9 protein-coding genes and 1 other RNA gene are annotated in these 14,983 nt (G+C 56.5%); 1 reads left to right on the top strand and 9 read right to left on the bottom strand.

Annotation, left to right across the window (positions count from 1 at the left end):
* Nucleotides 1–6: 6 nt before the first annotated feature.
* Nucleotides 7–1,158: a helix-turn-helix domain-containing protein gene (locus tag KKQ10_RS18265; RefSeq protein WP_155584208.1), complete on the top strand. Its 1,152-nt coding sequence runs from the start codon at nt 7–9 to the stop codon at nt 1,156–1,158.
* A gap of 58 nt (nt 1,159–1,216) precedes the next feature.
* Here the strand turns inward: KKQ10_RS18265 and KKQ10_RS18260 are convergent, their stop codons facing one another.
* The 9 genes from KKQ10_RS18260 to KKQ10_RS18220 form a co-directional block, all read right to left on the bottom strand.
* Nucleotides 1,217–3,502, bottom strand: a complete 2,286-nt coding sequence (locus KKQ10_RS18260; RefSeq protein WP_215501876.1) for a KAP family P-loop NTPase fold protein — start codon at nt 3,500–3,502, stop codon at nt 1,217–1,219.
* 83 nt (nt 3,503–3,585) lie between these two features.
* Nucleotides 3,586–6,600: an RNA-directed DNA polymerase gene (locus tag KKQ10_RS18255; protein WP_215501875.1), complete on the bottom strand. Its 3,015-nt coding sequence runs from the start codon at nt 6,598–6,600 to the stop codon at nt 3,586–3,588.
* Between the two features lie 238 nt (nt 6,601–6,838).
* On the bottom strand, nt 6,839–8,095 hold the full coding sequence (locus KKQ10_RS18250; RefSeq protein ID WP_215501874.1) for an integrase domain-containing protein: 1,257 nt from the start codon (nt 8,093–8,095) through the stop codon (nt 6,839–6,841).
* 183 nt (nt 8,096–8,278) lie between these two features.
* Nucleotides 8,279–8,668, bottom strand: a transfer-messenger RNA (tmRNA) gene (gene ssrA / locus KKQ10_RS18245).
* Nucleotides 8,669–8,765: 97 nt separating this feature from the next.
* A complete protein-coding gene (locus tag KKQ10_RS18240) occupies nt 8,766–9,044 on the bottom strand; it encodes a PA2433 domain-containing protein (protein WP_127649886.1) in 279 nt (92 codons plus the stop codon).
* A 129-nt stretch (nt 9,045–9,173) separates the two neighbouring features.
* Nucleotides 9,174–11,984, bottom strand: coding sequence for an FAD-binding and (Fe-S)-binding domain-containing protein (locus KKQ10_RS18235; RefSeq protein ID WP_215501873.1), 2,811 nt, complete (start codon nt 11,982–11,984; stop codon nt 9,174–9,176).
* Nucleotides 11,981–12,652 carry a LutC/YkgG family protein gene (locus tag KKQ10_RS18230; RefSeq protein ID WP_215501872.1) on the bottom strand — a complete coding sequence of 224 codons (672 nt, stop codon included), beginning with the start codon at nt 12,650–12,652 and terminating at the stop codon, nt 11,981–11,983. The genes KKQ10_RS18235 and KKQ10_RS18230 overlap by 4 nt, the downstream gene beginning before the upstream one ends.
* Complete coding sequence (locus KKQ10_RS18225; RefSeq protein WP_215501871.1) at nt 12,652–14,106, bottom strand: LutB/LldF family L-lactate oxidation iron-sulfur protein; 1,455 nt, start codon at nt 14,104–14,106, stop codon at nt 12,652–12,654. Before KKQ10_RS18225 ends, KKQ10_RS18230 begins: the two co-directional genes overlap by 1 nt.
* On the bottom strand, nt 14,103–14,927 hold the full coding sequence (locus KKQ10_RS18220) for a (Fe-S)-binding protein (RefSeq protein ID WP_215501870.1): 825 nt from the start codon (nt 14,925–14,927) through the stop codon (nt 14,103–14,105). Before KKQ10_RS18220 ends, KKQ10_RS18225 begins: the two co-directional genes overlap by 4 nt.
* Nucleotides 14,928–14,983 lie beyond the last annotated feature (56 nt).

The raw sequence follows: 14,983 nt of genomic DNA, 5'->3' as shown, positions 1-14,983 counted from the left end.
CTTTTTATGTTTAATTCACAACGGTTCGCGCTGGCCAGACGCAGACGCGGGATGAAAAAGCGCGAGCTCGCGGGCCTTATCGGGGTGACCGAACGGTCCGTGTCGAGTTATGAAAGCGGTACGCAGGAGCCTGAAGCTGGGACCTTGGCCAGGATTGCGAGTGCGCTTCGATTTCCAGAAGCTTTCTTTTTTGGGGATGATCCGGAAGTCCCTACGCCTGATGTCGCAAGCTTCCGTTCACTTTCGAAAATGACGGCGTCTCTAAGAGACAGTGCTTTAGGGGCTGGCGCAATAGCTCTGCTGTTAAACGAATGGTTGGAGTGCCGGTTTGATCTTCCGCACCCCGATGTTCCGGACCTGGGTAGCGAGCGAGGGGCGCTTACATCATCGGAAGAAGCTTTCAATCAACTGACTTCTTCTCAACAAGGTCCTGAGGTTGTAGCGGAGACTCTGCGTGCTCAGTGGGGGCTTGGCGAACAGCCGATCAAGAATATGATCCTTCTGCTTGAGTCCAGGGGCATTCGCGTCTACTCGCTCGCCATTGACGCCAAGGATGTCGATGCATTTTCGATGTGGAGTGGTGGGCGACCGTTCATGTTTCTCAACACGTTCAAATCAGCAGAGCGCTGCCGCTTTGATGCTGCACATGAGTTAGGACATCTGGTGATGCATCAGCATGCTCATCCTCAAGGACCAGATCTTGAGCGGGAGGCTAACGCCTTCGCTTCGGCGTTTCTGATGCCGAGGGCAAGCGTTTTGGCGATGGCTCCGCGTTCAGTAAGCCTAAATAGCTTGATCAAGTTCAAAAAATTGTGGGCGGTTTCCGTTGCAGCTTTGAATTACCGGTTACACAGCCTGGGGCTTACAACTGACTGGACTTACCGGACGTTGTGCATTCAGATTGCGCAAGAGGGGTATCGGGTGAATGAGCCTGCTCCTATCAATCACGAACGCTCTGTAGTGTTGGAAAAGATATTTGCTGCGCTTCGAGCTGAAGGAATTACGAAAACGAATGTGGCGGAACAATTGGCAATCTCGCCCGAAGAGATCAATGAGCTGACATTTGGTCTCATGCTAAATGTGCTCAGAGGGGATGGAGGTGAGGGCGCAACGGGTAAAAATCCGCCCCCTCCAAAACTGCGTCTTGTTAAAAGCTAGCGGATCCTGGGGTTCGAGATCGAGCCAGGTTCTCTACAGAGAAACGTCCTGATTGCCATCATTCAGATTGCTCTGGGTCGCTACCTGATCCGTCGGCATCCTCGGGCTTAGGAAGCTGCTCAGCGACAATAGAACGATGTATAGAGGCGAACTGGTGTGCCGTTATTCTCGCTGGCTCTCCATTCTGATAGTACTGAGGGGCGTCCAGCTCGGCGCCATAGCGGGTGCGGAGGTTATCAAAAACGTAGTTCGGTGAAATTATTGACGCGATACTGTTGTAGCTCTCGCGCCTTAGGTCAGACCTAACCGGCAGGCCGCTTTCCACTTCCCATCCTTCTCCAATGTAGGTGTCGAGGAAGTCATCCAGCTTCGCTGGGTCTTTATCAAAAACCTCGCGCAAGCGCGCTTCGATCTCTTCTCGATTTCTTCCGTGCTGCCAGTACCAGTAAAGATTTGGTGCGTCTCTTCCTGCCTGCATAAACAACGGTTCAACATCGTCCGCGTCACGGATGCGAACAGCGAACAAATGGTAAAGGGCGTCGTCCGCTCCATCAGGAAGAACTCGGCGCTCTTCTGGTCTGTCCGCTGAGTGTGTGAGCCAGCGGGCGCACTCCATTCCCATTGCCAATGGAAACGCCGCTCCAAGTACTGCCTCAGCAGCTGACTGCCTGTCTGATAAGGGGATTCGCCTGATAAGTTGAGAAATTAGTATCCCCGCGTACATTATCGTGCCGCCGATTACGAGAGCTCCGCGTTCGCGCGGAAGAAGATCTCCATTCCTCGCGACGGCGATTGCGATCGCTAACGCCGAAACTTCATCGAGAGAGTCCGCTCGATTCCGAAGTGCTTGGATCAATTGCGGCATGACGCGTTTCGAATACGAGCTCAACAGGCTGCGCTGCGAATCGGTATCTGCTGTGACGAGGGCGTCTATCAAGTTTGTTAAATGATTATCCGATATGTCTCCTTCAGGCACCCCGTAAACGAAGTAGCGTTTGAAATAACGGCTCGAACAAATTCTTCGCTCGTTCCCCCACCGCTCCTCCCAATCTCCCCCGTACATCATATTGCTGATTCGCGGAAAAAGAGGTTTCAAAAGTCGCTCTCGCATCTGGCCTCGCTCTTCTGAAGCAGAACCCGGCATTGCGGTTTCGAGGAGTCGATCAATGGCTGACGGAGGCTTTTCCAAACCTCGCAAAGCTTCGCGGGGCTCCCCTTGTAAAAACAAATCTGCGTTGTCGCGAATTGCGGCATGGAGCTTCGGGTACAAGACCCTCAGTCCTTCAACAAGCATGAACTCAGCGATGTTGACTTCCCCCTTGACGAGTGGAAGTGCAAACATGAGTGCGTTCGTGTACAGCTTTGCGACTCGTGGAGTTTCAAGCTTCGGCTCAAGGCCATCTACAAAATGACGAGTGAATACGTCGATCTGACGCTGGTCAAGGACAATCCCTGCTTGATTAAGAGCATGTTCGACGCCCTCAAAAGCGATTTCTCGCAGGCTCATTTGATCAGCAGGGGGTAGATGCAAGGGCACCTGAATGATTTTTTCGAGAAACGCGCGGCCCGCTTCTTGTCCACCGGCGCCGTAACGCTCACCCAATGCAGCAGCGACTACCTCGTCATCGAAAGCCAGAACGTAGCAGGTGTACTTGAAGCTTGCCGAGAGCTTTACCAGCTTGAAAATGGCGTGGGTTTCTTGTCTATCCAACCGGTCAATATCATCGATAAGGATGACCAATCTTTTCCCGCTTTGGCCCAGAAGAGCGTCAATTTGATCCTTAAGCTTATCGAGACTGACTTTGGATAATGACTCTCCGATCTGCTTCGCCGCTTCCCCTGGATTGATTTCTACACCCGGCAGAGCGACTGAGATGACAGACAGGATCCCCCCGTAGGACTCAAGCAGCGCTGCCGCTTTTTCTTTGAATGCTGGCTCCTTACCCAAGGCTTCAGCCAGGGTCGCAAAGAAGCCGCGCAAAAGCGCGTCCTCGGAAGGAAAGTGCCAAGGATTGAATCGTATTGTGACAACCTGTCCGTGTTGATCTAGCGACTCCTCCATCATCTTGAGAACTGAAGTCTTTCCATCTCCCCACGGGCCAAACAGGCCGATGACGATGCTTGAGGGGTCGAGGCGCCTGGCGATTGTCTCAGCGATACGCGCTGCGTAAGGCGCTCGCCCGAACCGATCTTGATGTTTTGAGGTGATTGGCTCGTCCGAAAAGTACTGATCGCTGTCATCGTCGCTTTCTCGATCTTTACCAACAAGCTCTTCTGCCGGAGCATCCGACGAGGCTGCTGAGCCTTCAGTGCCCTTACCAAAAATCTTGCGAATCCACTTCATGACTCTCTCCTTGATATCTCTTTAGTTTTTACGCGCTGATGCTTTTGCTTCGCTATGGGCAACCCTGCTTGATCGAGTCAGGTTTAGGCACCTTTGGGCAATACTCTCCGGTCCGATGCCATGTCCTCATTGAAGCCATCTGGCACAGGCTTGAAACCTGAGGCTGGCGAGCGGTGGCTGGACTGGAACTGGCGCAGGCTCAGTACGTCGATTTCACCTGTAATGCAGTAGTCGTGGTTACCTCCCTTGACTCGTAATATGTCGCGCTTCCAGCGGTCTTTATAAGGTGCGCGGATACGACTATCACCGAAGCGGCGATTGTTGCATTGGATGATGTAGGCATGAATATCAAGGGCGGCAGACTCCACCAGTGCGTTGAATGTGTCGGTGTCGCTATTCCACTCTGGAACAAATAGCGCATCGACCTGTCCGCGTAGGTCTGCGCGGTAACGAATATTGGTTAGCTCGCTGCAGATCATGATGGCAAAGCGGAAATCACCATGCTGGATGACTGGAGGCTTTTGCCACTGTTGCTCTTGAGTGGGCTGCATCTGCAGGCCTGCTAGGCGAAAGAGTTCTTGCTCCTCATGAAATGCTGGACGCTGTTTATCCTGGCGATAGAGCATCAGCGAAGGGAACCCAAGACCGTCGTGGGTTAGCGAAGCCCAAACCTGGTGGCGCACATACTTTCTCGGTGCATGGAGGTACTCCACCCCGGTGATCAAAGATATGCCACGGCCTTTGAGCTTGTCGGCGATACGCATAAACCATTGGGGTGGTAAAGACACTTCCGGGAGGATCAAGTAACCAGCGCCGTCAGGCCGAGAGATCAGTTCGTTAATCAGGCGATTGATGCGTTGGTAACGGTGCAGGCTGTCCGGATCGGGCCACCCCATGATGGCGGCGGTAAAGCTTTCATCTTTGGTTTCCAAACTGGCCACAGCGATGGTCTGTTTTGCTTTGGGTTCTCCGTCCGGGATATGCAAAACCTGCTTTTTGTCGAGGTGGGGCATCTTGTGCTCGGTCAGCTCAAAACCGCGCAGGGCTTGCACCACCAACCCCAGTGTCTTGCGGCTGGAGGCGGCAAAAGGAGTGGGGGCTATGAGGTAGAGCTCATTAAGGCTGAATGGGCGAGTGGCAAAGGTTAGACCAGACGGGGTGCCGCGTTTAAGCCTGAGCCAGTTCGCCAGTGTAGCGATGCCGTCGGTCATCTCGTCAGGCAATAGATCTTCTGCGTCAAAAGTAGCGAGGTTTTTACGGAGTGGAATACCGCGCTGGCTGACCATTTCCTGAGGCAGGCCTGTAAAGCGCAAGGGGATATGGGCGAGATCGAAGCTGAACAGCCGAGCTTGAAGCTTCTGTATGTGCTGGGTGGTGATGTTCATTGGCCTGTCCAGGAAGTTACTCCAGATGACGAATGCAAGGCTCTCCATATGACCGGTCATATGGTTCTTCCAGGCGGTAGCCCCGGATTTGCTTAGGCGGGGAGGAAACGAAGAGACGATGCTCTGCGTTGTTACTTCCCAGATGGATCGCTTCCATAAATGTCGGGCCTCGGCTGGCACGTTGGCAGCGGCTAGGCTTTTGATCGCTAAAGTGCAGTCGTTCTCTACTTTAACGATCAGGCCACCAAGTGCATTGATGATCTTGTCTAGGTATTCATAGTCTTCGCAGGCGGTAGCCATGCGGATGATGCGCGGGAGGTATTGAGCCAGTTCGAAGAACTTAATCGGGGTGAGCAGATGCTCTATGACTGCGGCGAAAAAGGCATGGCGGTGTGCTTGCCAATCCTCCGGGGGGATATCGCGTTCGAAGGCTTCGTAGTTGCGAAGGCTGAGGGCAAAACCGGCGCGGTGCAGCGTTAGTGCATCGGTCTTTCGCAGATTGTCTGCTTGCTCTCCGGCAAGGTTGGTAGCTTTGAGTAGGTCCGTAGCCACGGTGTTGGGCGAATTCGGCAGGTCGGGTAACGCGCGCCATTCGCTTGCACGTTGGTTGATCTGTTCGGAAATGGCGTTGACCAGAGCGGTACCTGCAGACCCCGCAAGGATGAACAGCTTGTTTTTGCTGTTTTCAAAAGCGATGCGGTCTTCTTTGAGATAGCCAGGTATGAACAGAATGCTGCCGTTATTTTTTTTAAGCAGGTCCTTACCGCCATCGCGACTGAAGATCCACTCCCAAAACTGCTCAGTGGTTTTGATGTCGCTGGCGTTTTCCATGACCAGCAGAATATCGTCCACATAACGGCCGTAATACAGTGGCACTACTTGTTGCTCGATGAACTGGTCGAGCCCGACTAGTGCCGCGTTTGCGACCACTGCAGACGCAGGCAACCCTACGGGTAAACCTTTTCCTAGTGGCGTTTCTTGTGCCCAGGCCAACAAGGCGGAAATGAACAGGCGGTTCAGTTTTGACTGCGATTCGCTCAGTTCAATTTTGGCTAATTTGAGGAAGCCGTCGTCGAGCATAAAGCCGGGGCTTAGCTCGTGATAGAAACTGCTTACGTCGGCTGTCAGTGCCAATACTTTTTTCTTCTCGCTCAGGGCTGTGCGCATCGCCTTGATGCCACCGTCGCGCCATTCACGGAAGGGTCTGAGATAGGGTTTGAATGATCCAAGGGCCCACGTGCTGATCTCATCGTGCCGGTTACGGCGTAGGCGGCTGCCAAAGACGTTGCTGCTTAGCTGTTTGTCGAAGAGATCGCCGACTTCCATCATCCATAGCGATGACAGCACGTGAAAGTCGATGCTGCAGCGAGCCATGAGGCGGAATACGGCGGTAGGGTGGTTGTCGGCCTCAGTCGCACTTGCCCACTCTGCTTCCGGTGAGGCGAAGATTAGGCTTGGATCCTTCTTTCCTTTGGTAATCTGGATTTCTTTGGGGGCCAGCGTCCAAGTGCCGAGAAATGCAGGGTCTTTCACCCAGTCCTCGTTCATGGCTTCGATCTGCTCTTTCAGGCGAGCGAGATTTTTGCTCAGGTCATCTTCATAGTTGGCAATGTCGAACAGCGAGGGGTTGGTTGAGTAGTAGAGATCAACCTTGGCCTTGCGATAGGCGAGGCCAAGATCGTGCAGCGATACCGACATCGGGATGACACTCATTTCTAAACCTTCGGCAATCCTGAGATATCCCGGATATTACCGAAAGCAAGCATGAGTGGGCTAAAGCATTGCAAGGCGCTCTATCTCTACTCACGATTGTCATGAGTGGACTACTGAACGGCCCCTTTAGTAGGCACTTTAACGGGCCGCTTTGGCTGTTAGCCTTCGGTCACTGGCTGCTTAGGGGCGATCGCTGCCCTCAGTAAAGGACAGCGTTGGGGTCGAGGTCGCCTTAGGGTCATCGTATCGAAACGACCTTTTTATCTCGATTTTCTCTGATAGCTGATACAGACAAGTTTCCGGTTGCTGCTTCCTGGATATGGTTGCTCCACCAAGCCATCATCGGGCGTCGGCGCTCGATGTAATCCGCCCGGTTATAGGCGCTGCGAACCTCGTCTTTATCGACGTGGGCAAGCGCTACCTCGATCAGCTCTGGCTCCCAGCCGTGTTCGTTGAGGATAGTACTGGCCATGGAGCGCAAACCGTGACTCACCAAGCGCCCTTCGAAGCCCATTCGCTTTAGCGCCATGTTGGCAGTCTGACTGTTGCAGTGGGTGCGTGGGTCTCGGTCTGCCGGAAAAACGTACTCTCGGTTTCCACTCCAGGGTTTGATCGCTTCTAGCAACGCCAAAGCTTGCTCCGTGAGCGGAATAATGTGTATCCGACGTTTCTTCATGCGTTCCGCTGGAATCGTCCAGATCTTCTTTTCGAAGTCGATGTCAGCCCAGCGGGTGGTGGCAGCTTCAGCTGGGCGGGTCATGGTGTTGAGCTGCCATTCGATAAGGCAACGCGTAGTTCTTTTTATGCTGGCATTGGCAATTGCGACCATGAGCTCTTTCAGCTCATCGGGAGCAAGCGCCGCCATGTTCTTCTTTTTCGGCTTCTTGAAGACGGATCGAATCCCGCTGAGCGGGTTTGCGTGAATAAATCCCGAGTTGACTCCGAAGGTCATGATTTCGTTGAGTCGTTGTGACAACCGCTTAACGGTTTCAAGGCTGCCTTTGGTTTCGAGCGGGCGAAGGAGGTTGATGACTTGCGGTGCGCTGATGGCTGAAATCTGTGTGGTGGCCAAGTCCGGAAACACGTGCAGCGTCAACGAACGCCAGATGTCCTCGGCATAAGCTGGTGTCACCGCATCCTTTTTCAGTTCAAACCAGGACGTCGCGACATTCTGAAATGTGTGCTCGGTTTCAGCTTGCTTCGCTTGCAGCACGGCATCTCGTTTTTCTTTGGGATCGGTGCCTTGGGCAAGTATTTCCCTCGCTGCAATGGAGCCCTTTCGTGCCTGCGCTAGCGAGATTTCAGGGAAGGTACCTAGGCCCATGTTGATTCGCTTCTTCGTCACGGGGTGACGATAGTTGAAGTTCCATAGCTTGGAGCCATTACTTCTCACTCGCATTTGAAGTCCACCGCCGTCAAACAGGACGTAGTCCTTTTCAGAAGGCTTGGCAGATTTGATTTTGAGCTCAGAGAGGCGAGTAGCTTGTGCGCACATGGGCATTCCAGAATGGTGTTGGCATTCCAAAAATTAGCACTGTTGGGCTTGGAATGCCATTTGGAATGCCACAAAGCGTGGCTGCTCTCGGACGTCCGTGGACGCTGATGGCGCTGAAATCCCCGTATTTGCTGGGTTTCAGCCACAAAAAAAGACGTCCGTGGACGTCTTTAGATGATTATTTGGTGGAGCCGGGGGGATTTGAACCCCCGTCCGCCAGTGCTCCGCTGTCGGTACTACATGCGTAGCCGTGTCTATTAAGTTAACCCTCAGCGACCCGACGGGCAGGGTGCTTTGGGCGAGTTGTGTAAGTTTTAGCCGCTTCGTCCACAACGTACTGCACGGCGATTCTGTTCTATATGACAATCATTTCGGGTTTACAGACATCCCCTGATGATTGCTGGGCCCGAAGGCACCAGGAGTGCATGTCAGCTGCAATTAAGCAGCGAGAGCAGCACCGTATTGGTCGTCATTGGCAACTATAAGAAGTTGCAACAGTGGATTTACGACTTCTGTTACCAAGTCGGCATGCACCTAAAGTTTCGTCACCGGCGTCGAATCCTAATCGGCCCCGAACTCATTGCCTCGTACATCACGTGAGGCAACAAGCCTGTGCAGTGTACGCCAAACGGCCGACAAGGCCAACCCGAAGGTTGACCGAGGCCTTGAATCAGTTGTTGGTGCCGGTGGATTTACGCAGTTCCAGAATGGTTTGCGAGGTTTCCGCAACGCAGTCATCGATCTTGCCTTGGGCTTTGAGCGCTTGAGCCTTGCTCACGCTGGTCTCGGCACGCTGACTCAGCTCTGGCGACGATGACAGCTGGCCTTTGGCGTTGTTGATGGTTTGAATATTGGCATCGCACAGGTCGGCAGGCTTGTCGGCGGCGAACGAGGTGGAGGCCATCATCGAGGCAGTAACGAACAGACCTAACAGTACAGAACGTTTCATGTGTATCTCCTTGAACTGAGGGATCCAGACTTCGCTGGCCGTCAGGACGGGCAACCGAGTGGAGGAAAAGCCCCGATTTTCGGGGCCTGTTCTGTGGACTACGGTCGCACGCAAGGGTTCTATTTTTCTTCAGCAGGCCTTGGCCCGGGTCACTCGATCCACCAGATAGACCAGCCCGTGATAGTCGATGCCGCCGTGTTGCGTCAGGCCGATCTCACAGGTGCGGCTGGTGGAAATCCCCTCGCTGCAATGCTGCACCGCGTCCTTGAGCGTGCGCAGTGAATGGCTGTTCAGCTCCGGTGTGGTGAAGCCCTTGTCGCCGGCAAATCCGCAGCAGTGAATGCCTTCGGGGATGACCACGGTCTTGCTGCATTTGCGTGCCAGATCGATCAGCGCCTGGCTTTCGCCCAGATGCTGCGTGCTGCACGTCACGTGAACCGCAATCGGTGCTTCTTGCGGTGTGAAGTCCAGTCGATCGAGAAGGTGCGTACGGATGAAACGCACCGGGTCGTACAGGTCCAGGCGCACATCTCCCACGTCCTGCACCAGGCGCAAGGTGCAGGGGCTGGTGTCGCAATAGATCGGATCGAGCCCGCCGCGACTGGCGTGCAGCAGGGCGCTGATCAACTCCTGACGCTTGTGCTCGGCCTGTTCGGCATAGCCTTTGGAGGCGAAGGGCTGACCGCAGCAGAGGTTGTCCTGATTGTCCGGGAACACCACTTGGTAACCGGCCTTTTCCAGTAGGCCACGGGTTTTGTCGTAGAGCGACATTTGCTCCTGATCCCCCGCCGCCGGGCCCATGACCCGCGATACACACGCCGCGAGATAGACCACGCGCGGGCGCTCATCGGAAACGCTCGGGCTGAAGCGAATGGCTTTTTCCGGTTGCGGCATCGCATTCGTCCACAGCGGTACCTGGCCTTTGGACAAGCGCGTCAGCGTCGCCGAAAGCTTTGCCAGACGCGGCGCGCCGAGCAGCATCCGCGCGCCGTTGGCCACATGCAGGGTAAAGCGTGCGCCTTGCAGGGTCTTGGCGAAATTTCCTTCGATCCAGTCAGCGGTTTTCTGATGCGTGGCGTTACGGGAGCGGAGCTTTTTCACCAGCTCGCCAGTGTTGATGCCGACCGGGCAACGCTGCGCGCACAAGCCCGTTGCGGCGCAGGTCTCGATGCCTTGGTACTCGTAGGCTTTTTCCAGCTCAGTGGTGTCGACGCCGGCGCGTTTTTTCGCCTGAATATCGCGCCAGATCACGATGCGTTGGCGAGGGCTGAGGGTCAGGCCTTTCGATGGGCAGACAGGCTCGCAGAACCCGCACTCGATGCATTTATCCACAATCTCGTCGGCCGCCGGCAGCGGCTTCAGGTGTTTGAGGTGGATCTGCGGATCTTCGCTGAGCACCACGTCCGGGTTGAGGATGCCATTAGGGTCGAGCAGACGTTTGAGTTGCCACATCAGTTGATAGGCGTCGCTGCCCCATTCCAGCTCAACGAACGGCGCCATGTTGCGCCCGGTGCCGTGTTCGGCCTTCAGCGAACCGCCGAACTCCACGGCCACCAGTTGCGCGACGTCATCCATGAACGCCTGATAGCGTGCGACTTCTTCCGGACTGTTAAAGCCTTGGGTGAAGACGAAGTGCAGATTGCCTTCCAGTGCGTGTCCGAAAAGGATCGCTTCGTCGTAGGAATGTTTGTCGAACAGCTCGATCAGGCGATTGACGCCGATAGCCAGTTGCTCGACCGGAAAGGTCACGTCTTCGATGATCACCGTGGTGCCGGTTTTGCGCACCGCGCCGACGGCGGGGAAGGTGTCCTTGCGGATCGCCCAGAGCTTGGCGTTTTCCACAGGGTCTTCGCTGAAATCGACCTGCTTTTCCACCGGGAAACAGCTGAGCGACGCCATGATCTGCGCCAGTTGCTCCTGCAGCAAAGAGGAAGAGGCTGCGCGGGATTCGATCAGCAACGCGCAGGCATTGTTCGACAGATGCTGTACGAAATCCGGCATGCCAGGTTTGTCCTGCACCGAGCGCAGGCTGCGTCGATCCAGCAACTCTACCGCCGACACTGGTTGGCTTTTCAGCACGGTGACGGCGTTGCAGCAGGTTTCCACATCCGGGAACACGATCAGCGCCGAGGCCTTGTTCGGGTGGTCGATTACCGTGTCGTAGGTCACCGCACTGATGAAGCCGAGGGTGCCTTCGGAGCCGACCAGCAGGTGGCTCAAGATATCCACAGGCTCGTCGAAATCCACCAGCGCATTGAGCGACAGGCCGGTAGTATTTTTCAGACGGTATTTGTGGCGAATTCTGGCGGCCAGTTCGGCGTTGGCGCGGGTCTCGCGGCCCAACGTCGCCAGGCGCTCCAGCAGTTCGCGGTGGCTTTCGCGAAACGCGGCGACACTGGCGGCGTCCTCGGTGTCGAGGCGCGTGCCATCGGCCAGCACCAGACGGATCCCGGCCAACGTGTGATAGGTGTTTTGTGCCGTGCCGCAGCACATGCCGCTCGCGTTGTTGGCGACGATGCCGCCGATCTTGCAAGCGTTGATCGATGCCGGGTCTGGGCCGATCTTGCGGCCGAACGGTGCCAGCCATGCGTTGGCCTGTGCGCCGATGACACCCGGCTGCAGGCGGATTTGCATGCCCTGGCCGCGAATCTCGCGGGCGTTCCAGTTATCCCCCAGCACGATCAGCACCGAATCGCTGATTGCCTGCCCGGACAGACTGGTGCCGGCGGCGCGGAAGGTCACCGGGACGTGGTCGCGCTGGGCCAGTTTAAGCAGCGCCACCACTTCGTCTTCGGACTCGACGCGGATCACCAGTTGCGGAATCAGTCGATAGAAACTGGCATCGGTGCCGAAGGCCAGGGTCGACAGCGGGTCGTCAAAACGGCGCTCGGCCGGAATCAGTTGTTGCGCATCTCGCAGGAACGTCGCCGGTAAAGTCATTGGTCCTCCAGAATCAGCACCACCAGGTCTTTCGGGCCGTGGGCGCCGTAAGCCAGCACTTGCTCGATGTCGGCGGTTTTCGATGGGCCGGACACCAGCAACGCGTTGGTCGGCATGCCTTGCGCCCACTCGAATTCCTGTTGCACCTGATAGAAGTTGTCGCGGATTTCGCTGGCCTTGAGCAGGGCGAAATGCACCGGTGGCACCAGGCTCATCAGCCGCGGTTCCTCGCGGGTGGGCCAGAGGATCAGGCTGCCGGTCGCGGCGATGGCGCCGAGGGTGCCCGTGACGCTGGCCGGGGTGTCGTTGAACAACTCGGCTTTCCATTCTTCCATCGGCCGGTCGTAGGACTTCAGCACCGGTAGATCCGGATTATTCGCCCAGTGCTGTGTGATGCGCTGCCCGTGGGGCGTCGTCGGTGCGATCAACAGGCTCGGCAGTTGGCGATCACGCAGCAATTGCGCGAGCAGAGCCGGCCAGTCGGCGCTAGACGTCAGATGGATCTCGGTGTGCACCGCTTCCATCAGTTTGCGCAGTTGCGGGATGCGTTGTTCGGCGCTGTAGGTGTAAGGCTGCGTCACCAGATCGACGTCGAAGTCGTCGGCAATCGGTGTGGCACCGGTCAGACTTTTCCGTAGCTTGGCGAGGATATTTTGCTTGGCGCTCATCAGCGGTCTCCCTGTTTGGCCAGATGCTCGCGGGCCATGTCGTGCAGTGAGCGGGCGGCGGGTTTCGGTGCGCTGTGGTTTTGCGTCCACGGGCCGATGTTGCTCGGGGTCAACGCACGCAGGCGCGTGGCGAAGAAGCCAAACAGTCGATACAGGGTCGGTGAGCTGTTGAGTTTCGCCCAGGCGTTCCAGATGAAACGTTCCTTGCGCGAATACTTGCTGCCCTGGCCGCGCATCACTTGATGCGGCGAGTCCGGGGCTTTGACGTTTTCTTCGCGTAGGCGACGCAGCAGGGCAGGGATCGGAATTTTTACCGGACACACCTCGCCGCAAGCACCGCACAGCGACGACGCACTCGGATGATCCGGGACTTTCGCCAGGCCGACCATGTGCGGGGTGATGATTTTACCGATCGGCCCCGGGTAAACCTCGCCGTAGGTGTGACCACCGACGCGGGTGTAGACCGGGCAATGATTCATGCACGCGCCGCAGCGGATGCAATTGAGGGTCTGGCGCAGTTCGCTGTCGGCAAAGGCCTGGCTGCGACCGTTGTCGAGCAGCACCAGATGCACTTCCTGCGGGCCGTCGAGTTCATGTTCCTTGCGTGGGCCGGAGATCATGTTGACGTAGGTGGTGATCGGGATGCCCAACGCCGAGCGGGTCAGCAGCGACAGCAGCGGCACCACGTCGCGCAGGTTTTCCACGACTTTTTCGATGCCGGTGACGGCGATGTGCACCGGCGGCACGGTGGTGGTCATGCGCCCGTTGCCTTCGTTTTCCACCAGCAACAGGGTACCGGTTTCGGCGACGGCGAAATTGACACCGGAGACGCCGATGTCCGCTTCGAAGAATTTCTGCCGCAGGACTCTGCGACCGATCTGAATGAGTTGGTCAACGTCCTTGGTGTATTCCACGCCAAGTTTGTCGTGGAACAAGGACGCGACCTGACCGGCATTCTTGTGGATCGCCGGCATAATGATGTGTGAAGGCTTCTCGTGGTCGAGCTGGACGATGTATTCCCCCATGTCGGACTCCAGGCATTCAACACCTTGAGCCTCGAGGAAATGGTTCATCTCCATCTCTTCGCTGACCATCGATTTGCCCTTGATCACTTGCCGCGCCTCGTGAGCGCGGATGATCGATAAGACGATGCCATTGGCCTCGTCCACCGTTTCCGCCCAGTGCACTGTCACACCGTTGCGGGTCAGGTTCTGTTCCAGTTGCTCGAGCAGGTCGGGCAACTTGGAGAGCGCGCGGGCCCTGATCGAGTTGCCCAGGGCACGCAAATGTTCTCTTTCGTGGGCATCGCTGAAAGCCGCTGCCCGCTTGGTCATCAGTGAATCCATGGCCGTGCGGAAGTTATTCCGCAACTGCGCATCGCCCAGGGCATTGTGTGCCCGGGTGCGGAAATCTTCTTCTACGGCAACCGTAGGAATAATCGTCGAGGTGCTCATTGCGCACCTCCGGTTCGCTGCCAGAGGAAGCTCGCCAGGTGTTGCCCGCGCAGCGCTTCCTGCTGTTTTTCCAACGAGCCGTTGATATTCATCAAACAGCCGCAGTCGGCACTCAAGACCTTGTGTGCGCCGGATTCCTTCAGCGCCCGGGTCTTGTCAGCCACCATCGCGCCGGAAATGTCTGGCATACGGACGCTGAATGTCCCACCGAAGCCACAGCATTCGCTTTCGTGGTCGTGGTTGACCCGTTCCACGTTGCTCAACTGCGCCAACAACTCGCGGCCGTGCAGGTGGGTATTCATTTCACGCCGTGCCGAACACGAGGTGTGCAGCGCGACTTTGACCGGTTCGCCGCTGTCCTTGAGCTGCACCTTGCAGACGAACAGCAGAAACTCGGCCAGTTCATAGGTACGGGCCGCGAGGGCTTGCACCTGTTTCAACGTTTGCGGCTCGTCCTTGAACAAGTCCGCGTAATGCTCGCGCAGCATGCCCGCGCAGGAACCCGACGGCACCACCACCGGATAATCCCCGGCAAACAGCGCCAGTTGCGCGCGCGCTACCGTCCGCGCCTGCTCGGTGTAACCCGAGGTGTAGGCCGGTTGCCCACAGCAGCTCTGCCCCTGCGGGTACTCGACCTTGATCCCTTCGCGCTCCAGCAAGTGGATCGCGTCCATCCCGGCTTCGGGGTAGAACAGGTCGACCACGCACGTACCGAACAGGTAGACCCGCGACGGTTTCTCGCTGGGGTATTGCCGAGGTTCGGGCAGTGGCGGTGCAACGCGGGTCGCGTTGGGCACAGCGTTGTAAAAAAGCTCGCTCATCAGGCGTCTCCGGGTGGTCCCGGTTATCCGTCCGCTGAGGCTGCTGAATATAGAGC

Origin of the sequence: Pseudomonas sp. MG-9 (assembly GCF_018729515.1) — a bacterium.
In the GTDB taxonomy this organism is placed as follows: Bacteria; Pseudomonadota; Gammaproteobacteria; order Pseudomonadales; family Pseudomonadaceae; genus Aquipseudomonas; species Aquipseudomonas serboccidentalis.
This window is presented reverse-complemented; position numbering and strand designations above follow the sequence as displayed.

What these genes read in the sequence shown, in the direction of transcription:
- KKQ10_RS18220 (WP_215501870.1), bottom strand. Translation starts at nt 14,927, where the DNA reads ATGAGCGAGCTTTTTTACAACGCTGTGCCCAACGCGACCCGCGTTGCA.
- KKQ10_RS18235 (WP_215501873.1), bottom strand. Translation starts at nt 11,984, where the DNA reads ATGACTTTACCGGCGACGTTCCTGCGAGATGCGCAACAACTGATTCCG.
- KKQ10_RS18260 (WP_215501876.1), bottom strand. Translation starts at nt 3,502, where the DNA reads ATGAAGTGGATTCGCAAGATTTTTGGTAAGGGCACTGAAGGCTCAGCA.
- KKQ10_RS18265 (WP_155584208.1), top strand. Translation starts at nt 7, where the DNA reads ATGTTTAATTCACAACGGTTCGCGCTGGCCAGACGCAGACGCGGGATG.
- KKQ10_RS18240 (WP_127649886.1), bottom strand. Translation starts at nt 9,044, where the DNA reads ATGAAACGTTCTGTACTGTTAGGTCTGTTCGTTACTGCCTCGATGATG.
- KKQ10_RS18225 (WP_215501871.1), bottom strand. Translation starts at nt 14,106, where the DNA reads ATGAGCACCTCGACGATTATTCCTACGGTTGCCGTAGAAGAAGATTTC.
- KKQ10_RS18230 (WP_215501872.1), bottom strand. Translation starts at nt 12,652, where the DNA reads ATGAGCGCCAAGCAAAATATCCTCGCCAAGCTACGGAAAAGTCTGACC.
- KKQ10_RS18255 (WP_215501875.1), bottom strand. Translation starts at nt 6,600, where the DNA reads ATGAGTGTCATCCCGATGTCGGTATCGCTGCACGATCTTGGCCTCGCC.
- KKQ10_RS18250 (WP_215501874.1), bottom strand. Translation starts at nt 8,095, where the DNA reads ATGTGCGCACAAGCTACTCGCCTCTCTGAGCTCAAAATCAAATCTGCC.